Origin of the sequence: Jiangella endophytica (assembly GCF_003427025.1) — a bacterium.
Lineage (GTDB): Bacteria > Actinomycetota > Actinomycetes > Jiangellales > Jiangellaceae > Jiangella > Jiangella endophytica.
In genome coordinates this window covers 294,116-314,497 of sequence record NZ_QVAI01000005.1, presented here as the reverse complement: position 1 = coordinate 314,497, position 20,382 = coordinate 294,116, and the positions used below count along the sequence as shown (strand labels likewise).

20 protein-coding genes are annotated in these 20,382 nt (G+C 71.7%); 10 read left to right on the top strand and 10 right to left on the bottom strand.

The features are described from left to right. Nucleotides 1–45 precede the first annotated feature (45 nt). From DZA62_RS13305 to DZA62_RS13295, 3 genes are all read left to right on the top strand, one after another. Nucleotides 46–1,398, top strand: a complete 1,353-nt coding sequence (locus tag DZA62_RS13305; RefSeq protein WP_408618765.1) for a serine hydrolase domain-containing protein — start codon at nt 46–48, stop codon at nt 1,396–1,398. Between the two features lie 231 nt (nt 1,399–1,629). Next, nucleotides 1,630–2,160 (top strand): RNA polymerase sigma factor, encoded by a 531-nt coding sequence (locus DZA62_RS13300; RefSeq protein ID WP_198663711.1) that lies wholly within the window; start codon nt 1,630–1,632, stop codon nt 2,158–2,160. Continuing rightward, nucleotides 2,153–2,947 (top strand): zf-HC2 domain-containing protein, encoded by a 795-nt coding sequence (locus tag DZA62_RS13295; protein WP_116949371.1) that lies wholly within the window; start codon nt 2,153–2,155, stop codon nt 2,945–2,947. The genes DZA62_RS13300 and DZA62_RS13295 overlap by 8 nt, the downstream gene beginning before the upstream one ends. Here the strand turns inward: DZA62_RS13295 and DZA62_RS13290 are convergent. The 4 genes from DZA62_RS13290 to DZA62_RS13275 are packed head-to-tail and all read right to left on the bottom strand — an operon-like array spanning nt 2,944 to nt 6,102. Next, on the bottom strand, nt 2,944–3,735 hold the full coding sequence (locus tag DZA62_RS13290) for a sterol carrier family protein (protein WP_157987646.1): 792 nt from the start codon (nt 3,733–3,735) through the stop codon (nt 2,944–2,946). The genes DZA62_RS13295 and DZA62_RS13290 overlap by 4 nt on opposite strands. Before the next feature lie 28 nt (nt 3,736–3,763). Further along, nucleotides 3,764–4,288: a 2'-5' RNA ligase family protein gene (locus DZA62_RS13285; RefSeq protein ID WP_116949369.1), complete on the bottom strand. Its 525-nt coding sequence runs from the start codon at nt 4,286–4,288 to the stop codon at nt 3,764–3,766. Between the two features lie 22 nt (nt 4,289–4,310). Continuing rightward, the gene (locus tag DZA62_RS13280; RefSeq protein ID WP_116949368.1) at nt 4,311–5,471 is read right to left on the bottom strand and encodes an AAA family ATPase; all 1,161 of its coding nucleotides are present in this window, start codon (nt 5,469–5,471) and stop codon (nt 4,311–4,313) included. Nucleotides 5,472–5,514: 43 nt separating this feature from the next. Further along, nucleotides 5,515–6,102, bottom strand: coding sequence for a TetR/AcrR family transcriptional regulator (locus tag DZA62_RS13275; RefSeq protein WP_198663710.1), 588 nt, complete (start codon nt 6,100–6,102; stop codon nt 5,515–5,517). Nucleotides 6,103–6,187: 85 nt separating this feature from the next. Between DZA62_RS13275 and DZA62_RS13270 the strand changes: the two genes are divergently transcribed. The 3 genes from DZA62_RS13270 to DZA62_RS13260 are packed head-to-tail and all read left to right on the top strand — an operon-like array spanning nt 6,188 to nt 8,576. After that, complete coding sequence (locus tag DZA62_RS13270) at nt 6,188–6,601, top strand: VOC family protein (RefSeq protein WP_116949366.1); 414 nt, start codon at nt 6,188–6,190, stop codon at nt 6,599–6,601. A gap of 32 nt (nt 6,602–6,633) precedes the next feature. After that, nucleotides 6,634–7,227 carry a winged helix-turn-helix domain-containing protein gene (locus DZA62_RS13265; protein WP_116949365.1) on the top strand — a complete coding sequence of 198 codons (594 nt, stop codon included), beginning with the start codon at nt 6,634–6,636 and terminating at the stop codon, nt 7,225–7,227. Beyond that, on the top strand, nt 7,224–8,576 hold the full coding sequence (locus DZA62_RS13260) for an MFS transporter (RefSeq protein WP_116949364.1): 1,353 nt from the start codon (nt 7,224–7,226) through the stop codon (nt 8,574–8,576). Before DZA62_RS13265 ends, DZA62_RS13260 begins: the two co-directional genes overlap by 4 nt. Here the strand turns inward: DZA62_RS13260 and purL are convergent. The 4 genes from purL to DZA62_RS13240 all read right to left on the bottom strand — a co-directional run bounded on the left by purL (nt 8,540) and on the right by DZA62_RS13240 (nt 12,444). Further along, nucleotides 8,540–10,792 carry a phosphoribosylformylglycinamidine synthase subunit PurL gene (purL, locus tag DZA62_RS13255; RefSeq protein WP_116949363.1) on the bottom strand — a complete coding sequence of 751 codons (2,253 nt, stop codon included), beginning with the start codon at nt 10,790–10,792 and terminating at the stop codon, nt 8,540–8,542. The two genes, DZA62_RS13260 and purL, sit on opposite strands and share 37 nt — an antisense overlap. Then, nucleotides 10,789–11,460, bottom strand: a complete 672-nt coding sequence (purQ, locus tag DZA62_RS13250; protein ID WP_116949362.1) for a phosphoribosylformylglycinamidine synthase subunit PurQ — start codon at nt 11,458–11,460, stop codon at nt 10,789–10,791. The genes purL and purQ overlap by 4 nt, the downstream gene beginning before the upstream one ends. Continuing rightward, on the bottom strand, nt 11,460–11,711 hold the full coding sequence (purS, locus tag DZA62_RS13245) for a phosphoribosylformylglycinamidine synthase subunit PurS (RefSeq protein WP_116949361.1): 252 nt from the start codon (nt 11,709–11,711) through the stop codon (nt 11,460–11,462). The genes purQ and purS overlap by 1 nt, the downstream gene beginning before the upstream one ends. A gap of 226 nt (nt 11,712–11,937) precedes the next feature. Further along, nucleotides 11,938–12,444, bottom strand: a complete 507-nt coding sequence (locus DZA62_RS13240) for a winged helix-turn-helix domain-containing protein (RefSeq protein WP_157987645.1) — start codon at nt 12,442–12,444, stop codon at nt 11,938–11,940. A 277-nt stretch (nt 12,445–12,721) separates the two neighbouring features. On the opposite strand from DZA62_RS13240, the gene DZA62_RS13235 reads away from it, so the two are divergent. Then, nucleotides 12,722–17,113 carry a S8 family serine peptidase gene (locus DZA62_RS13235; RefSeq protein WP_116949359.1) on the top strand — a complete coding sequence of 1,464 codons (4,392 nt, stop codon included), beginning with the start codon at nt 12,722–12,724 and terminating at the stop codon, nt 17,111–17,113. Nucleotides 17,114–17,169: 56 nt separating this feature from the next. On the opposite strand, the gene DZA62_RS13230 is transcribed toward DZA62_RS13235, so the two are convergent. Next, on the bottom strand, nt 17,170–17,481 hold the full coding sequence (locus DZA62_RS13230; RefSeq protein ID WP_157987644.1) for a hypothetical protein: 312 nt from the start codon (nt 17,479–17,481) through the stop codon (nt 17,170–17,172). A 193-nt stretch (nt 17,482–17,674) separates the two neighbouring features. On the opposite strand from DZA62_RS13230, the gene DZA62_RS13225 reads away from it, so the two are divergent. Genes DZA62_RS13225 through DZA62_RS13215 form a run of 3 tightly spaced genes read left to right on the top strand, consistent with a single transcriptional unit; the run spans nt 17,675 to nt 18,881 of the window. After that, on the top strand, nt 17,675–18,013 hold the full coding sequence (locus tag DZA62_RS13225; RefSeq protein WP_116949357.1) for an ArsR/SmtB family transcription factor: 339 nt from the start codon (nt 17,675–17,677) through the stop codon (nt 18,011–18,013). After that, nucleotides 18,010–18,453 (top strand): SRPBCC domain-containing protein, encoded by a 444-nt coding sequence (locus tag DZA62_RS13220; RefSeq protein WP_116949356.1) that lies wholly within the window; start codon nt 18,010–18,012, stop codon nt 18,451–18,453. Before DZA62_RS13225 ends, DZA62_RS13220 begins: the two co-directional genes overlap by 4 nt. After that, nucleotides 18,450–18,881, top strand: coding sequence for a YybH family protein (locus DZA62_RS13215; protein ID WP_116949355.1), 432 nt, complete (start codon nt 18,450–18,452; stop codon nt 18,879–18,881). The genes DZA62_RS13220 and DZA62_RS13215 overlap by 4 nt, the downstream gene beginning before the upstream one ends. Nucleotides 18,882–18,924: 43 nt before the next feature. On the opposite strand, the gene purB is transcribed toward DZA62_RS13215, so the two are convergent. Continuing rightward, a complete protein-coding gene (purB, locus tag DZA62_RS13210) occupies nt 18,925–20,367 on the bottom strand; it encodes an adenylosuccinate lyase (RefSeq protein ID WP_232827422.1) in 1,443 nt (480 codons plus the stop codon). Between the last annotated feature and the right edge of the window lie 15 nt (nt 20,368–20,382).

The following is a 20,382-nucleotide window of genomic DNA, read 5'->3' as shown; positions in this document are numbered from 1 at the left end:
CGGCTGCCGGCCGCCGCGTTCCCTACCGTTACGCTCGGGCCCGTGATCCGGCCCACCACCGCCACCCACCTCGCACGTCTCGTCGCCGAGGAGCAGGCCGGCAGCCGGCTGCCCTCGGTCGCCGCCGGCATCGTCCGCGACGGCGAGCTCGTCTGGTCCGCCGCACGCGGCACCATCGACGGCCGCGAGGGCAGCCGCGAAGCCGACGAGCACACCCAGTACCGCATGGGCTCGATCACCAAGACGTTCGTCGCGGTGGCCGTCATGAGGCTGCGCGACGAGGGCCGGCTCGACCTCACCGACCCGCTCGGCAAGCACCTCCCCGACACCTCGATCGACGACGTCACCATCGCACAGCTGCTGTCGCACGGCGCCGGGCTGCAGGCCGAGACCGACGGGCCCTGGTGGGAGCGTACCGAGGGCGGGCCGTGGCGGTCTCTGGCGACGCAGCTGGGCCGGCGTCTCCCGGCGGGGCAGCGGTTCCACTACTCCAACGCCGGCTACGGCGTGCTCGGCGAACTGGTCGGCCGGCTGCACGGCCGGTCGTGGGCGAAGGTCGTGTCCGCCGAGCTGCTCGAGCCGCTCGGTATGGGCCGGACGACGACGCGGCCGGTGGCGCCGCACGCGCACGGCCTCGCCGTCCACCCGTTCGCCGATGTCGTCCTGGCCGAGCCCGAGCACGACGGCGGCGCGATGGCGCCGGCCGGCCAGCTGTGGTCGACCGTGCGCGACCTCGCGCGCTGGGCCGCGTTCCTCGGCGGCCGCACCGACGGGCTGCTGGCCGCCGAGACACTGACGGAGATGTTCCGCCCGCTGGTCGTCGTCGACGTGCCCGGCGCGCCGTGGACGGCCGCGCACGGCCTCGGCGTCCAGGTGTGGAACGACGGAGGCCGCAGGTTCACCGGACACGGCGGCTCGATGCCCGGCTTCCTCGCCGAGGTCCGGGTCGACGTCGAGACCGGCGACGGCGTCGTCGTGCTCACCAACACGACCGCCGGGTTGTCCCGCGGGTTCGCCGCCGAGTTGCTCGACGCCTTCGCCGCCGCCGAGCCGCGCACGCCGCCGGTCTGGCGGGTCGGTGCCGTGGGGCCGGAGGTGTTCGAGCTGATCGGCCACTGGTACTGGGGCGCGACGACGTACGAGCTGCGGGCCATGGACGACGGCTGGCTGCGGCTCGGTCCGGCCGACGGCGCCGGCCGGGCCTCGCGTTTCCGTCCCGACGGCGACGGCGGCTGGGTCGGCCTGGACGGCTACTACGCGGGCGAGCCGCTGCGCGTCGTCCGTCACGCCGACGGCACCGTGCGCCACCTCGACCTCGCGTCGTTCGTGTTCACCCGGACGCCGTACGACCCGCGCGCGGACGTTCCGGGCGGTGTCGAGCCGGCGGGCTGGCACTGAGGCCGTCATCGCGGTCGCCACGTTCGTCCTGGGTATGGTCTGAAGTGGAGGACGGCCGCGGGCCGGTTGGATCGGGCCCAGGACGGGAACACTGTCGGCCGTCACGCCCTGATCATCATCCTTGACCTCGTCTCTCGAGGGGAGCCGAGCAATGAGCGTCAGCGACGGTGACCGACGCCACGTTCGGATCCAATCGATTCCCGGTCCTGCCACGTATATGAGGTTGTGAGGGTGTCGGACGAGGCGCTGCTCGCCGGGATGGCCGCCGGCGACGCGGACGCGATGGCCGCGTTCGTCCGGCGCCACCAAGGGCGCGTCTACGGCCTGGCGCTGTCGGTCGTGGGGGTGCCCGCGATCGCGGAGGAGGTGGCGCAGGAAGCGTTCGTCCGGGCCTGGCGGCACGCCGGCAACTACGACGCCCGCCGGGCGCAGGCGTCGACGTGGCTGCTGACCATCACCCGCAACGTCGCCATCGACGTCCTGCGGGTCCGCCGGGAGCTGGCCGTCGAACCGGCCGTCGTCGCGGAGATGCTGATCTCCACCACCAACGACACCGACCGGGTCGCCGACAGCGAACGCATCACCACCGCACTGCGGGCGCTGCCCCGCGAGCAGGCGACGGCCGTCCTGCTGTCAGTACATTTCGGCTTGACCGCACGGGAGATCAGTGAGCAGCAGCAGATCCCCCTCGGTACGGCCAAGACTCGCATCCGGACCGGACTGTCGCGGCTGCGTGCGATGCTCGAGGTGAGTCATGGTTGATCCGACGAGGTGTGGCGAGGTCGCCGACGCCCTGGCCGAGGTGGCCACCGGCGCCGCCAGCGGCCCGGACCGCGCGCGCGTGCTCGCGCACCTGGCCGACTGCCCCGACTGCCGCCGCGAGCTGGAGGAGCTGACCCGGGTCGCCGACGAGGTCCTGCTGATCGCGCCCGAGCACGACCCGCCGGCCGGGTTCGAGGGCGCCGTCCTGGCCCGCATCGCGGCGCTGTCCGACGAGTCCGCAGCGGACGAGCCGGCGGAGCCGGTCACACAGCCGGTCGCGGAGCAGCCGCCGGCACCGCCCGCCGACGGTGGGCCGGACGCCGTCGTGACCCCGCTGCGCCCGCGACGCTGGCGCCGCATCCTGCCGTACGCGGCCGCCGCGGTGATCGCCGGCCTGGGCGGCGCCGGTGTGGTCTGGCAGGTGACCTCCGACGACCGCGACCTCGCCGCCGGCTACCGCGAAACGCTCGACGTGGCGAACGGCCGCTACTTCCACGCCGCCCCGCTCCTGGACGACGCCGGCACGCAGGTCGGGCACGTGTTCCTCTACCAGGGCGACCCGTCGTGGGTGTTCACCGTGCTCGGCGACACCGCGGAGCCGGGGACGTACGAGGTGTCGGTCGTCACCCACGACGGCACGCAGACCGTCGCCGACTACGAGGTGGGCCGGGCCGGCGGCGGATCCGGCGGCACGGTCGACGCGAACATCTACCAGATCGAGCGCATCGACCTGACCGGATCCGGCGGCGTCACCTACACAGCCGACCTGTCCGACGACACGGACTAGAACAACGGCAGGTGGGCCGACAGATCGGCGCGCTGCCCGCTGGCCAGGACGGTGCCGGCGGCGATCTCGGCGGCCCACGTGGTGCGCCCGCCGGCCAGCCGGAGCCACAGCGGCGGCGTGAGGTCGACGGTGTTGGGCGGCGTGCCGCGGGTGTGCCGTGGCCCCTCGATGCACTGGACGGCGGCGAACGGCGCGACGCGCACCTCGACGCTGCGGCCCGGCGCGCGGTCGGCCAGCACGTCGAGGAGCGTGCGGACGGCGAGCCTGATGGTGTCGCGGGGGATGGCGGGCGGGTCGGCGGACGGGACCGAGCGGGCGAGGTCGTCGGCGTGGACGGCGATCTCGATGACCCGGGTCAGCAGGTAGTCGCCCTGGCGGGCCGGCACCCGCCGCGTCGTCAGGACGACGTCGTCGAGCCCCCGCGCGTCGACGGTGGCGGCCGAGGCCTCGAAGCGGTCGTCGACGGCGGCGAGGACGCGGTCCTTGTCGTGCGCCGCAGCAGCGGCGATGGCGAGCGTCCGCTCGGACAGGTCGGCGGCGGCGCCTGCGTACGTCGTGAGGTAGTCGCTGAGGCTGCGAGCCGCGACCCCACGCGGGGCCGCTTCCGTGGCCGTCACCGAGTCGGCCACCAGCGCGACGTGCGCCGCGAGGTCGGCGACGGTCCAGCCGGGCAGCACGCTCGGGCCGGCCCAGTGCTCCGGCGGCAGCTCGGCCAGCCAGCCACGCAGCGCCTCGTGGCCACTGCGGTACGCCGCCCACGCCGTCGCCGGGTCCATCCGTTTCGCCACCCCGGCAGGCTACCCGCCAGGTCTGACGTCAGGGGGCGTGCGTCAGGGGCCACCGCTCGCCGGTTCCGCTGTCGATCAGCTCGGCCCGGTCGGCCAGCGCTTCCAGCGGCAGGACGTCGTAGACCGTCGCGGCGAGCGTACCGAGATCGCTCAGGTGGACGCGTGGCGCGAGCGAGCAGTGCGGGATCCACGAGCCCGGCCGATAGTGGTGGTGCAACTCGGCGCCGCGGTCGCCCAGGGCGCGGGCCACCCGCTCCTGCCGGGCGACGAGCTCCGCGCTGACCGCCGGAATCAGCCAGCACCGGCCCCGCCGGAACGTGCCGAGTCCGTCGAAGTGCAGCCGCACCGGCCCGGCGTCGGGCAGCGCCTCGACCGTGGCCCGGACGTCGTCGAGGTCCCAGCGGCGTAGCACCGCCAGCGAGACGTGCGGCACGTGCCGGCCGTGGGTGTGCGAGGTCAGCGACGCGATGCCTCGGTCCTCGAGCCGCCGCCAGAGCCGGCGGACGGCGGCATCGGCCCGAGGATCGAGCAGCAGACAGACGGCGAGCGCCATGAACCCACGCTAGGGGTAAGCCTCAGCGCGAGCCCCAGTTCCACGAGGGCCGGTCGAAGCGGTCCTGCCCCTCGATCCGGGTATCGCCGGTCTCCTTGACCAGCTCGACCCGGGCTGCCGCGGCGCCGATGTGGTCGATCAGCGCGTGCGAGTGCGTGACGACGACGATCTGTGTGGTCTCGTGCGCCGTGACGACGAGCTCGGCCAACGCCGGCACCAGGTGCGGATGCAGGCTGGTCTCGGGCTCGTTCAGCACCATCAGCGCGGGCGGCCGCGGTGTGAGCAGCGCGGCCGCCCAGAGCAGGAAGCGCAGCGTGCCGTCGGACAGCTCCGCCCCGGCCAGCGGGCGGAGCAACCCGTGCTGCCGGAAGGAGAGGTCGAGCCGGCCACCGACCTGGGCGATCTCGAGCCGTGAACCGGGAAAGGCACGGTCGACCGACTCGTCGAGCGCCTCGACCGCCCCGATCTCGCGGATCGTCTGCAGCGCGGCGGCCAGGTCGGCGCCGTCGTCGGCCAGGACCAGGGTGCGGGTGCCCAGCTGCGGCTGCCGGGCCGGTGCGCCGGCATCGGTGCGGAAGTGGTCGTAGAAGCGCCAGCCGCGCACTTGCTCACGGACCGTCAGCAGCTCGGGGGCGCGGGCGGGATCGGCGACCTCGCTCAGCATGCTCTCGAAGGTGCGCAGGCCTTGGGCCAGGTGCTCCCAATCGCCACCGCCAGAGCGTACTCGCACCAGTTCGTTGCGACGATCGGCCAGCCACGTCCCCGGCCGCAGCACCGGGCCGCTCCAGATCGCCTCGCGCTTGATCTCCGGGTCGAGGTCGAAGAACGCCGATCCGGCCGGTCGTGGCAGGCCGAGGTCGATCAGGTAGCCGAAGTCGTCGCCGGCGAAGCCCATGCGAACGTTGACCGGCTGGGACCGCCGGGTGCCCTGAATCGGCTGCCCTCCGGACCGCATCTCGCGGCTCGGCTTCTCCGGCCCGGCCCACGTGACTGACGGCATTCCGCCCTCGCGGGCGAGCGACGCGATGACGTCGCCGCGCGCGCACTCGGCGAGCAGCCGCAGCGCGCGGTACAGGCTCGACTTCCCCGTCCCGTTCGCGCCGGTGACGATGTCGAGGCCGGTCAGCGGCAGGACGAGGTCGCGCAGCGAACGGTAGTTCGCGATGGCGATCGTCCGCAGCATGGCCCCATCATGCCGTCAGGTCTCGTGACTACCGGCGCCGCCGTCACCGTAGGCGCAGAGCGTCGAGCAGGGCGAGCAGCGCGGCGACGGTGTCGTCGAGGTCGCGAGGGTCGTCGGAGCGGGCCAGCCAGAGGGCGGCCTCGTTCATCGCGCCGGACAGCAGGTGGGTCAGCGGTTCGACCGGCTGCGGCGCGAGGACACCGTCGTCGACGGCGGATTGCAGGGCCTCGCGCAGGTGCCGCCCGGAGGAGGCGTCGTCGAGGGCGCGCCAGTCGTCCCAGCCGAGCACGGCCGGCCCGTCGATCAGCATGATGCGCTGCACCTCGGGGTCGGCGCCGGCCCGCAGGAACGCCTCGCAGCCCGCGGTGAGCTGCCCCCATGCGTCGGGTCGTTCCTCGGCCGCGGCGACGACCCGTTCGGCGACCTGTGCCTGAACCCGCTCGACGACGGCCTGGAAGAGCGCCGCCTTGTTGGTGAAGTGGTGGTACAGCGCGCCTTTGGTGAGCCCGAGCGCGTCGACGATGCCGGCCAGGCTGACCGCCGCGTAGCCGTCGCGCGCGAACTGGCGGCGCGCCTCGGTGACCAGCGCGACGAACGTCGCCTCGCGCTGTTCGGCCTTCGACGGGGACATCCCACCTCCAGTTGACATACCAACGGTATGCATCGTAGCGTGCGGAACACATACCGACGGTAGGTATCCGAATTGAGGAGGACCCATGGCCATCAGCGGCTTCTACCCGGTCGTCTGCAGCTCCGACGTCGCCGCCGCGCGCGACTTCTTCACCGAGCACCTCGGCTTCACGCTCACCTTCGAGGCCGACTGGTACGTCAGCCTGCGCCACCCCGACGCCGCGCACATCGAGCTGGCGTTCGTCGACCACCGCCACCCGACCATCCCCGAGGGGTTCCGGCAGCCGGCCCGCGGACTGCTGCTCAACCTCGAGGTCCCCGACGTCGACGCCTGGTACGCACGGCTGGCCGGCGGCGCGGGGCTCCCCGTCGCCCTGGAGCTGCGCGACGAGGCGTTCGGCCAGCGGCACTTCGTCGTCGAGGCGCCCGACGGCGTGCTGGTCGACGTCATCACGCCGATCGAGCCGACCGGGGAGTTCGCCGACCAGTACGTATCTTGACAGAATGGTCGGGATTCGCCGACCATTCGGGAATGCCCGACCAGTCTGCCGTTCCCGACTACGAGCTCCCCGACGAACTCGAGCTCACCGATCCCGCGCAGTACCGGGCGCTGTTCGACGAGACCCGAATGAAGATCGTCAGCCTGCTGCTGGAGCGCGCCGCGACGACGACGGAGCTGGCGGCGGCGCTGGACAAGCCGAAGGGAACGGTCGGCCACCACCTGAAGGTCCTCGAGTACGCGGGCCTGGTGCACGTCGTGCGCACCAAACTGGTCCGCGCGATCGAGGCCCGCTACTACGGCCGCACCGCGCGCGTGTTCCTGTACCACGACTGGGACCGCGCCTCGTTCGACGGCATCGGGCTGGAGCCCAAGGGCCTGCTCGCCGAGACCACCGCGGAGATCGCCCAGCTCCCCGCGGAACTACTCGACCTCCCGATGCTGACGAACTCCCGCTACGCGCGCATCCCGGCCGAACGGGCGGAGGAGTGGCGGCAGCGGCTGATCGAGCTGCTCGACGAGTTCGTGCGGCAACCGCGCGAGGGTGACGTGACGTACGGTGTGCTGGTCGGGATCTTCCCGACGCAGCGCGGGCACCTGCCAGATCCGAAGGACGGTGCCGCGTGACCACCGAGACGACCGCGCCGGCCGGGCTGGGCCGCAACTACTGGAAGCTCTGGAGCGCGTCGGTCGTCTCCAACTTCGGCGACGGCCTGTCGGCGGTGGCGATCCCGTGGCTGGCCACCGCCGTCACCCGCGATCCGATGCAGATCGCGCTGGTCACCCTGGCCACCCGGTTGCCGTGGCTGCTGTTCTCGCTGCCGGCCGGGGTCATCAGCGACCGCCTCGACCGCCGCAAGCTGGTCGCCGTCATGGACGTCGCGCGGTTCGCCGTCATGGGCGCGTTCGCGTTCGTGGTGCTGAGCTGGCAGACCGACCTGCCGACGCCGGACCAGATCGCCGACGGCACCGCCGCCGTGCCCGAGAACGGCACCGTCCTGCTCGCGCTGCTGTACCTGATGGCGTTCCTGCTGGGCATGGCCGAGGTGCTGCGCGACAACACGGCGCAGACGCTGCTGCCGTCCGTCGTCGAGAAGGACCGGCTGGAGAAGGCGAACGGCCGCCTGTGGGGCGCCGAGGTCGTCGTCAACAACTTCGTCGGCCCGCCGCTGGCCGGCCTGCTGCTGGGCCTGGCGTTCGCGCTGCCGTTCTTCATCAACGCCGGCACCTTCGGCATCGCGGCGGCGCTGGTGTTCATGCTGGCCGGGCAGTTCGCGCCGAAGGGCAAGGTCAGCAGCGGCCGGATCAACTGGAAGACGGAGATTGCCGAGGGCGTGCGGTGGCTGTGGAACCACCACCTGCTGCGGTCGCTGGCGTTCCTGCTCGGCGCGGCGAACGGCCTACAGGCCGCCGCCATGGCCATCTACGTGCTGCTGGCGCAGGAGATCCTGGGCCTCAATGCGACGCAGTTCGGCATCATGCTGTCGGGGGTGGCGGTGGGCGCGGTGGCCGGGTCGCTGGTCGCCCACCGGGTCAGCGCCCGCATCGGCCCCGGCGCGTCGCTGATCGTCTCGCTGGTCGTGCTCGGCGGCACCCTGGGCGCCGTCGGCCTGCTGTCGTCGCCGGTGATCGTCTACGTGGTCTTCGTGTTCGAGGGCTTCTTCACCGTGCTGTGGAACGTCATCACGGTGTCGATGCGGCAGACGATCATCCCCGACCACCTGCTCGGCCGGGTCAACTCGGTGTACCGGTTCTTCGGCTGGGGCGCGCTCTCGGTCGGGACGCTGCTCGGCGGCGTCCTCGTGACGGCCGGCGGCGTCTGGCTGAGCCGCGAGTGGGCGCTGCGGCTGCCGTTCCTGGTCGCCGCGGCCCTGCACGTGGTGATGGTGCTCTACGCGCTGCCGCGGCTGACCACCGCCCGGATCGAGGCCGCGAAGGCTCAGGCCTCGAACGTCGAGGAGAGCGTCGACTCGTGAGCCGCGCGCAGTTCGTCGACCGGAACGACGAACTGCCCCTGGACGTCGAGCACGCCGCCGTCGTCGACCATGCCGATGCGCTGGTGCGGGAACCGCCGCGCCGAGCACATGTCGGTGAACCGGACCTCCTCCGAGCGCGGCACGACGACGATCGCGCGGGCCTGCGACTCGGAGAACAGGAACACGAACGGGTCGAGGCCGTCCGGCACCCACACCCGCGCGCCGACGCCGTAGCGCAGCACCGACTCGACCAGCGCGATGGCCAGCCCGCCGTCGGAGAGGTCGTGCGCGGCGTCGATCAGCCCGTCGCGTGAGGCGTTGACGAGGATCTCGGCCAGTTCGCGCTCGGCGGCGAGGTCGACCGAGGGCGGCCGCCCGCCCAGGTGCCCGTGCTCGGCCCACGCCCACTCGGAGCCGCCGAACTCGTCGCGCGTCTCGCCCAGCAGGTAGACGACCTGGCCCGACTCACGGAACCCCTGCGGCGTGCGGCGCGCGACGTCGTCGAGCACACCCAGCACGCCGACGATGGCCGTCGGCAGGATGGCGGTGTCGCCGGTCTGGTTGTACAGCGACACGTTGCCGCCGGTGACCGGGGTGCCCAGCGCCTGGCAGCCGTCGGCCAGGCCGCGGATCGCTTCGGCGAACTGCCACATGACGGCGGGGTCCTCGGGCGAGCCGAAGTTGAGGCCGTCGGTGACGGCGAGCGGCCGGGCGCCGGTGGTGGCGACGTTGCGGTAGGCCTCAGCCAGCGCCAGCTGCGCGCCGGTGTACGGGTCGAGCTTCGCGTAGCGGCCGTTGCCGTCGGTGGCGATGGCCACGCCCAGCCCGGTCGACTCGTCGATGCGCAGCACGCCGGCGTCCTCGGGCTGCGCCAGCACGGTGTTGCCGAGCACGTAGCGGTCGTACTGGTCGGTGATCCAGGCCTTCGACGCGAGGTTCGGCGACGCCAGCAGCCGCAGCAGGGTGCCGCGCAGCTCGTCGCCACTCGACGGGCGGGCCAGACCCTCGGGGCCGGCCGCCTGCAGCTCGTCCTGCCACGGCGGACGCGCGAACGGCCGCTCGTAGACCGGGCCGTCGTGTGCGACGGTGCGGGGGTCGACGTCGACGATGGTCTCGCCGTGCCAGTCGATGATCAGCCGGCCGGTGCCGGTGACCTCGCCGATGACCGCCGTCTCGACGTCCCACCTGGCGGTGATGGCGAGGAACGCGTCGAGGTTCTCGGGCGTGACGATGCCCATCATGCGTTCCTGCGACTCCGACATCATGATCTCGCCGGGCGTGAGGCTGGGGTCGCGCAGCAGCACCTTCTCGAGCTGCACGTACATGCCGCCGTCGCCGTTGCTGGCCAGCTCGGAGGTGGCGCAGGAGATGCCGGCCGCGCCGAGGTCCTGGATGGCCTCGACGACCTGCGCCCCGAACAGCTCGAGGCAGCACTCGATGAGCACCTTCTCCATGAACGGGTCGCCGACCTGCACCGCCGGCCGCTTTGACGGCTTCGTGTCATCGAAGGACTCCGACGCCAGGATCGACGCGCCGCCGATGCCGTCGCCACCCGTGCGCGCACCGAACAACACCACCTTGTTGCCGACGCCGGTGGCGTTGGCCAGGTGAATGTCGTCGTGCTTCATGACGCCGACACACAGCGCGTTGACCAGCGGGTTCGCCGCGTACGACGGGTCGAAGACGACCTCGCCGCCGATGTTGGGCAGGCCCAGGCAGTTGCCGTAGCCGCCGACCCCGGCCACGACGCCGGGCAGCACCCGGTGGGTGTCGTCGGCGTCGAGCGGGCCGAACCGCAGGGAGTCCATGACGGCGACCGGCCGCGCGCCCATGGCGAGGATGTCGCGCACGATGCCGCCGACGCCCGTCGCCGCGCCCTGGTACGGCTCGACGTAGGACGGGTGGTTGTGCGACTCGATCTTGAAGGTGACCGCGTAGCCGTGGCCGATGTCGACGACGCCGGCGTTCTGGCCCATGCCGACCAGCAGCGCGTCGGACTGCGGCGCCTTGTCGCCGAACTGGCGCAGGTGCACCTTGGAGCTCTTGTACGAGCAGTGCTCGGACCACATGACGCTGTACATCGCCAGTTCGGCGTTGGTGGGCCGGCGGCCGAGGATGTCGCGGATGCGCTGGTACTCGTCGGCCTTGAGACCCAGCTCGTCCCAGGGCTGCGACTGGTCGGGGGTCTTCGCGGCCAGCTCGACGGTGTCGATCACGAACGGACCAGTCCTTCCAGGACAGACGTGAAGAAGCCGAGGCCGTCGGTGGTCGGCCCGGTGAGCGACTCGACCGCGTGCTCGGGGTGCGGCATCAGCCCGACGACGTTGCCGCGGGCGTTGGTGACGCCGGCGATGTCGCGGTAGGAGCCGTTGGGGTTGTCGCCGGCGTAGCGGACGACGACCCGGCCCTCGGCCTCGAGCTCGTCGAGCGTGCGGTCGTCGGCGACGTAGCCGCCCTCGCCGTTCTTCAGCGGGATGACGATCTGCTGGCCGGCCGCGTAGCCGGACGTCCACGCCGTGGCCGTGTTCTCGACCCGCAGCGGCTGGTCGCGGCAGACGAACTTGCGGTGGTCGTTGCGGATCAGCGCGCCTGGCAGCAGGTGAGACTCGCACAGCACCTGGAAGCCGTTGCAGATGCCGAGCACCGGCAGCCCGCCGCGGGCGGCGTCGACCAGCGGCTCCATGACCGGCGCGAACCGGGCGATGGCGCCGCAGCGCAGGTAGTCGCCGTAGGAGAAGCCGCCGGGCAGCACGACGGCGTCGACACCGTGGAGGTCGGCGTCGCCGTGCCAGAGGGAGACCGCCTCGCCGCCGGCGACCCGGACGGCCCGGGCGGCGTCGCGGTCGTCGAGGGAGCCGGGGAACGTGACGACGCCGATGCGCATCAGACGCCGGCCTCCACGTGGACGGTGAAGTCCTCGATGACCGGGTTGGCGAGCAGGGTCGCGGCGGCGCGCTCGATCTCGGCGACCGCTTCGGGCGTCGCCTCGCCGTCGAGCTCGATCTCGAAGCGCTTGCCCTGCCGGACCGAGGCGACTCCCTCGAATCCGAGCCGGCCGAACGCACCCTGCACGGCTTTGCCCTGCGGGTCGAGAATTTCGGGTTTGAGCATGACGTCGACAACGACGCGGGCCACGGGCACGCTCCTCGCGCGGCGGAGAACTGGGGCGTGCTCCAGGATACCCAGTCGGGTCGGGGCATGAGGTGTCTCCCGGGTCCGGCCGCCCGCCAGGCCATGACGGAACGGGGCAGGACCAGGTCATCCCCGGTCGGCGGTGGTGCGGTCCGCGCCCTGCCCGGACCGACCACCGCCGGCCGTGACCCAACCCATCACCGGCCGCTGCGGACGGCCGGCCGCACACTCAGTCCGGGACGACCAGCCGGAATCCGACGCCGCGCACGGACACCACGCGCAGCTCGTCGACCACCAGCGCCAGCCGCCGCCGCAGCCGCTTCACGGCCGACACGACGGGGTCGGCGTCGCCCAGGTAGCGGGTCTTCCAGATCCGCGCCATCAGCTCCTCGAACGTCCAGACCCGGCCCGCCTCCGTCGCGAGCGTGGCCAGCAGGTCGAACTCGCGGGCGCTCAGCGCGATGTCGACGTCGCCCCAGGTGACCTGCCGCGATACCAGGTCGACGCGGAGACAGCCCCGCTCGATGACGCGGGTCTCGAGGTCCTCGACGCCGGCCGGACTGTCGGGTATGCCCGTCTCGCCGACCAGCAGCCGGCGCGCCGCCTCAGTGTCCGGCGCGATCATCACGATGGCCCGGCGGTCGATCGCCTGGGCGATCGCGGTCGAGTCCTTCAGCGACGTACCGACGCAGATGACGAAAGGCGTGATCGTTTCAATGTACGGAGCTGCGGACACCGCGCACCAACTCCCTGCAAACCGCCCCACCGATTGCTTGGAGCATGACAGGTTTCGCGACGCTTTGGTATGTCTCGCGGAATATTTCCGGTTAAATCCAGGGCATCCCGGAGTCAATCCATGTGACATCGCCCGTCAACGGCCTCGATCTTGCCCCTGAACCGACCTTGTCGCCGGTAGCCGGACGTAGCGAGGATGGCGCCACCGCATTCCGGACAGTGTGACACGGCGCCCGTCACCCTGCCTCCGCCGTGTCGCGCTCACACAGGAGGTCCCCGTGCAGCTACCAGCCCACCGCGGGCGGCGATATCTCGCCGCAGTACTCTCGGTCTTCGCCTTGGTGTCGGCGGTCCTGGCCGCCACACCGGCGCAGGCCGGATTCGGCCGGCCGGCCGAGCCGGCGTCGAAGATCGAGCCAGGAGTGTTCGACCCCGACGCCGTCAAGGACAGCGCGGACTTCTGGGTCCGGTTCAGCTCGTCCGCCCGGACGACGTCCGCGACCGCCATCACCGACTGGACCGAACGTGGTCAGTTCGTGGTCGACCAGCTCAAGGCGACCGCCGAGCAGTCCCAGGCCACCGTCCGCAAGCTCCTCGACGAGCGCGGCGTCGGCTACCAGGCGCACTGGATCACCAACGCGATCCTGGTCGAGGACGGCACCCGCGCCCTGGCCGAGCAGATCGCCGCGCTCGACGGCGTCGAGCAGATCCGTGCGCCGCGCACGTACGAACGGCCCGAGCCGGTCGACACGAAGCCGTCCAGTGGCATGGGCACCGCCGCCGTCGAGTGGGGCATCTCGAACATCAACGCCGACGACGTCTGGTCCCAGTTCGGCGTCCACGGCGAAGGCATCGTCGTCGCCAACATCGACAGCGGCGTCGACTACGACCACCCGGCGCTGGTCGAGCAGTACCGCGGCAACAACGGCGGCAGCTTCGACCACAACTACAACTGGTTCGACGCCACCGGCTCCAACGACACCCCGTTCGACGGCGCCGGCAACTCGCACGGCACCCACACGATGGGCACGATGGTCGGCGACGACGGCAGCGGCAACCAGATCGGCGTCGCGCCCGGAGCGCAGTGGATCGCGGCGAACGGCTGCAACACCTGCTCCGACGCCGACCTCATCGAGTCCGGCGAATGGATGCTCGCGCCGACCGACCTCGACGGCCAGAACGCAGACGTCTCGAAGCGGCCGCACATCGTCAACAACTCGTGGGGGTCGATCTTCCCGTCGAACGACCCGTTCATGGAGGACATCCTCATCGAGTGGGCCAACGCCGGCATCTTCGGCGTCTGGGCCAACGGCAACAGCGGCGACTCCTGCGAGAGCAGCGGCTCGCCGGGCAGCCGGACGATCAACTACTCCGTCGGCGCGTACGACGTGAACAACGACATCGCCGACTTCTCCGGCCGCGGACCCGGCCAGGACGGTGAGATCAAGCCGAGCATCTCCGCGCCGGGCGTAGCGGTGCGCTCGTCGATCAACGGCGGCGGCTACAACCTGCTGTCCGGCACCTCGATGGCCACCCCGCACACGGCCGGTGCCATCGCGTTGCTGTGGTCGGCCGCGCCGTCGCTGGTCGGCGACATCGAGGGCACCCGCGCACTGCTCGACGAGACCGCCATCGACGTCGAGGACCTCACCTGCGGCGGCACCGCGGACGACAACAACGTCTGGGGCGAGGGCCGGCTCGACGCGCTCGCGCTGATCGAAGCCGCCCCGACAGGTCAGACCGGCACGCTGGCCGGAACCGTCACCACCGCCGGCTCCCCGGTCGGGGGTGCCACCATCAGCGTCGCCGGCCCGATCGAGCGGGAGACCACCACCGCCGCCGACGGCACCTATTCGCTGGTGCTCACCGCCGGCGACTACGACGTGACGGTGTCGGCGTTCGGCTACGAGACCGTGACGGCCACCGCCACCGTCGCCGCGGAGGGCACGACGACGCTCGACGTCGCTCTCGAGGCGGCCACCAGCCACCCCGTCACCGGCACCGTCACCGACGCCCTCTCCGGGGCGCCGGTCGCCGGAGCCACCGTGAGCATCGACGGCGCGCCCGTGGAACCGGTCACGACCGGCGCCGACGGCACGTACGCGTTCGCGGCGGTCCCGGCCGGCTCGTACGAGCTGACCGCGGACGGCGGGCGGTGCACCGATCCGCTCACGCAGGCGCTGACCGTCAGCGGGCCGTCGACGCTGACCTTCGCTCTGCCGAAGCGGACCGACGGCTACGGCTACTTCTGCACCACCGGCCCGTCGGAGTACGTCGAGGGCACCGACCAGGTGTCCCTGACCGGGGACGAGGCGACGGCCTCGGTCGCGTTGCCGTTCGACTTCCCGTTCTACGGCGAGAGCTACGACACCGCGTACCTGTCGTCCAACGGGCACGTGAACTTCCTCGCGCCCATCACCAACTACACCAACTCGGCGCTGCCCAACGCGGCCGCGCCGAACGCCACGCTGGCGCCGTTCTGGGACGACCTGCACATCCAGGCCGGCGGCGGGGTCTACACCGGCACCGTCGACGGCGGGTTCGTCATCGAGTACCGCAACGTCTCGTTCTTCAACGTCGCGAACGTGCGGATCGACTTCAGCGTGACGCTCTACGAGGACGGCACCGTCACCTTCGCCTACCGGAACCTCGACCCGGCCCAGGCGCGGGAACTCGGCAACAGCGCGACCGTCGGCATCGAGAACGCCACCGGCACCGACGCCCTGCAGTACTCGTTCAACGAGGCCGCGCTCTCCGACGACACGGCGATCACGTTCGAGCTGCCGCCGAACGGGTTCGTCACCGGCACCGTCACCGACGCCAACGACGGCCTGCCGATCGAGGGCGCCACGGTGGCCGCCGTCGCACCCGACGGCACCGTCGCCCGCCAGACCAGCACGGACGAGGACGGCGCCTACCGCATGCAGGTGTTCTTCGGCGCCTACACGGTGCAGGCCGGCAGTAGCGGGTACGAGACCGGCTCCGAGGACGTGCTGATCAACCAGGACGGCGAGGTCAACACCGTCGACTACGCGCTGCGCACCGGCATCGCCGTCGTCGAGGCCGACGAGTTGTCCTGGACGATCACCGAGGGCCAGACCCGCTCCGGCGAGGTCACCATCACCAACAGCGGCTCCGCGGACCTGACCTGGGAGGCCACCGAGGTCGACCGCGGCTCCGGCCGCCAGACGGCGGCCACCCCGGCGCTGATGGGCAGCTCGAAGGTGGACCCGAACGCCACCAACGCGCTCGGCACGTACTCCGAGGAACAGCTGGCCGAACTGGCGTCGCGGGACATGGCGCCCGCCGCGCCCGGCGACGTGCTGGCCCAGTGGGACGCCGCCGGCGTCTCGGTCGCCTGGGGCGTCGGCTTCGACGGCGACGTCTGGGTGTCCGACCCCGACAGCATCACCAACCACCAGTTCTCCACCGAGGGCGAGCCGGGCGAGGTGTTCCCGGGCAACTGGGGCGGGGTCTGGAACGGTGACCTGGCGCTGGACGCCAGCACCGGCGCGATGTGCCAGGTCAACGTCGGCGGCGACAACGCGATCCACTGCTTCGACACCGCCGACGGGTCCGAGCAGTACGTGATCTCGGGCTCGCCGTGGAACGGGATCTCGCAGCGCGGCCTCGCCTACAACCCCGTCGACGACGTCTTCTACATCGGCGGCTGGAACGAGGGCGTCATCTACACCGTCGCGGGCCAGTCGCACGACGACCCGGGCGCCACCCTCGCCCAGTGCGAGACCGAGGACGCGTCGATCGCCGGCTTGGCCTACAACCCGACGGCGGACGTGCTGTGGATGGTCAACAGCTCCCTGACCACGTTCATCTACCAGATCGACCCGTCGAACTGCGCCACGATCTCGACCATCGAGTTCCCGGAGCAGGGCTCGGGCCCGGGCGCCGGCCTGGAGATGAACACCACCGGCGAGCTGTGGGCGACCAGCCAGCTGACGAACACGGCGTACCTCATCGACACCGGCGTCCCCAACGCCAGTGACGTGCCGTGGCTCTCGGAGGACCCGGCGTCGGGGACCCTTGCGCCGGGCGAGTCGGTGACGGTGACCGTCACGGCCGACAGCACCGACCTCGAACCGAACCTGTACGAGGCGACGCTGACGATCGCGACGAACGCCGGGCGGGTCCCGAACCACCAGCTCCCGGTCTCGTTGCTGGTGCCTGCCTACCAGGTGGGCGTCAACGCGGGCGGCGCCGCCTACACCGACGGCGAGCTGGACGTGTGGCAGGCGGACAAGCAGTACACCGCCGGCTCCTGGGGCTGGGTCGGCCAGCGGGTCGAGGTGACCACCACCAACCGGGCGATCGGCGGCACCGAGGACGACGCGCTCTACCAGAGCCGGCGGTCGGGCATCTTCAGCTACCGGTTCGACAACGTGCCGGCCGGCACGTATGAGGTGGAGCTCGGGTTCGCGGAGTTCCAGGCCAACATGCTGCCCGGGCGCCGCGTGTTCGACGTCAGCCTCAACGGCGCCTACGTCCTGGTCAACCACGACGTGGCCGCCGAGGTCCGCGGGCTGTGGGCCGACCAGCACACGTTCGTCGTCGAGCACCAGGGCGGGCCGCTGAACCTCCAGTTCCACGACCGCTTCGGCTATCAGCTGCCGATCGTCAACGCCCTGCGCGTGACCGACCGGCCCGACCTGTAGGAGGAGATCACCGTTCCGGGGGCGGTGCCGTTCGCGGCGCCGCCCCCGGCGCACGTTCAGCGGTAGTAGAGCCGGTAGGTGAGTCCGGCCAGCCGGCACTGGGTCTCGTTCGCGATGCCCTCGGCCTTCAGGATCTGACCCGTGAAGGCGCATTGGGCCTGGGTTCGGTGGGTGCTGTGGTAGCGCCAGGGCCGGGTGATACCCCGCTCAGCGGTCGTCGAGGCGTGGTCCACGACCGCGGTCTGTGCTCCGGCCGCCGGCAGTGCGGCCGGCTCGGCGGCCGTCGCCGTCGCGGCGCCCGCCATCGCCGCAGCGATCATCGCCAGGCCGGCGAACCCGGCCACCGCCGCCCCTCTGAAGTTGGACATCGAATCTCCTCCGCGGTCACGCGCCCGACGGGCGCCGCGCCCGCCGGATGCGAGCACGGCGACGACGCTACGAAGACCCGCTTTCAGCGCACTTGCCTGCCGCTTACGGCCCGCGCGTCCTCCCACGACTTCCTGGACCCGAATACTTAAGTGGATACTTGACTTTTCAGTTCCGGCGATTAAAGTTAAGTGCATGCTTAAGCGTGAGGCAGCGGACCGCGTGTTCCACGCTCTCGCGGACACCAACCGGCGAACCGTCATCGAGCGCCTGACCCGCGGCCCGGCCACCGTGAGTGAGCTGGCGGCCCTGCTCGGGGTGACCGTCGCCGCGACGGTCCAGCACCTCCGGGTGCTGCAGGACAGCGAGCTGGTGCGGTCGGAGAAGGTCGGCCGGGTTCGCACCTGCCAGATCGATCCGGCCGGCCTGCGCAACGCCGAGGCGTGGTTGCGGCGTCAGCGCACGGCGTGGGAGCACCGCCTGGACCGCCTCGGCGCGGTCCTCGACGACCAGACGAAGGAGTCAGAATCATGACCGGCCACACAGTGAAGCACAGCACGTTCACGCTGGAGCGGACCTACGCCGCACCGCCCGCCGCGGTCTTCGCGGCCTGGTCCGACCGCGACACGAAGGCCAAGTGGTTCGCGGCCGACGACGGTCGCTACTCGCTGGACTTCCGGGTCGGCGGCACCGAGGCCGTGCACGGCGGCGACGGAGTCGACCTCGTCGCGAGGAGCGAGTACCACGACATCGTCCCCCAGGAGCGCATCGTCTACAGCACGACCCTGTTCGCCGACAAGGTCCTGTCGACCGTGTCGCTGACCACCGTGTGGTTCGTCCCCGCCGGCGACGGGACCCGCCTGGTGCTCACCGAGCAGGGCACCTTCCTGGACGACCAGGAACAGCCCGAGTGGCGCGAGCAGGGCACCGGTGACTGGCTGGACGCCCTCGGCCGCCAGGTGGCCCAGCGATGACGCCCGACAGCGACCAGCAGATCCGGGAGCTGCTGGAGACCCGGACTCGGGCGTACGATCGGCGCGACGCCGCCACGGCGGCCGCCGCCTACGACGACGACCTGGTGCTCTACGACGCGGTCGGCCCGTTCGTCCGCCGCGGCGAGGATCCGTCCGGCCGGCTGGAGCGATGGATCGCGTCCTACCGCACCCCGATCGGGCACGAGATCCGCGACCTGGAGATCACCGCCGGAGCCGATCTCGCGTTCTGTCACTTCCTGGTCCGGATCAGCGGAACGATGCGGGACGGCACCGAGGTCGCCATGTGGGTGCGCGCGACGAGCTGCCTCCGCCGACAGAGCGGCACCTGGACGATCGTTCACGAGCACGCGTCCGTGCCGTTCGACGCCGGCACCGGCCACGCCGTGCTGCGCAGCGAGCTCTCATGACTCGCCAGCACCAGGTCCAGGACGTCCTGGACGGGCTCCGCCGCTACAGGATCGGCGACGGCGTGTAGGCGGCGGCCACCGGATGGGCGGCGGCGATCTCGTCGACCCGCGCGACCACGGCGCCGACCTGCGCGCGCGCAGCGCCGGTGAACTCCAGGGGCGACCGGACCAGCGAGTCGAGATGCGCGCGGTCCAGCCCCAGCCGGGAGTCGCCCGCCAGCCGCTCGAACAGGTCGTTGCGCTCGGCCCCCTGCTCACGCATGGACAGCGCGACCGCGACGGCGTGCTCCTTGATGGCCTCGTGGGCGGTCTCGCGCCCGACCCCGGCCTTGACGGCGGCCATGAGGACCGACGTGGTGGCGAGGAAGGGCAGGTAGCGGTCGAGTTCGCGGGCGATGACCGCGGGGTAGGCGCCGAACTCGTCGAGGACGGTGAGGAACGTCTCGAACAGGCCGTCGACCGCGAAGAACGCGTCGGGCAGCGCGACTCGGCGGACGACCGAGCAGAACACGTCGCCCTCGTTCCACTGGGCGCCGGCGAGTTCGGCGGCCATCGAGGCGTAGCCGCGGAGGACGACGGCGAGGCCGTTGACCCGCTCGCAGGACCGGGTGTTCATCTTGTGCGGCATGGCGCTGGAGCCGACCTGGCCGGCCTTGAACCCCTCGGTGACCAGCTCCTGCCCGGCCATCAGCCGGATCGTGGTGGCCAGCGACGACGGCCCGGCGGCCACCTGGACCAGCGCGGACACGACGTCGTGGTCGAGGGAGCGCGGGTAGACCTGGCCGACGCTGGTGAACACCCGCTCGAACCCGAGGTGCCCGGCGATGCGCTGCTCGAGCGACGCGATGCGGGCGGCGTCGCCGCCGAGCAGGTCGAGCATGTCCTGCGCCGTGCCGACCGGGCCCTTGATACCGCGCAGCGGGTACCGGGCGATCAGCTCCTGCACGCGGTCGAACGCCACCAGGACCTCGTCGGCGGCCGACGCGAAGCGCTTGCCGAGCGTCGTCGCCTGGGCGGGGACGTTGTGGCTGCGGCCGGCCATGGTGGTCTCGGTGTGCTCGGCGGCCCGCGTGGCGAGCCGGACGAGGACGGCGACCATGCGGTCGCGGACGTGCTCGAGCGACAGCCTGATCTGCAGCTGCTCGACGTTCTCGGTGAGGTCGCGGCTGGTCATGCCTTTGTGGACGTGCTCGTGGCCGGCCAGCGCGTTGAACTCCTCGATGCGCGCCTTGACGTCGTGGCGGGTCACCCGTTCGCGCGCGGCGATGGAGTCGAGGTCGACGTCCTCGAGCACCGCCCGGTAGGCCTCGACCACGCCGTCGGGGACGTCGACGCCGAGGTCGCGCTGGGCCTGCAGCACGGCCAGCCAGAGCCGCCGCTCCAGGACGATCTTGTTCTGCTGCGACCACAGCCGGGTCAGCTCCGGCGAGGCGTAGCGAGCGGCGAGGACGTCGGGAATCGTGGGCTTGTCGGGCACGACGCCCATTCTCCCGCACGACCT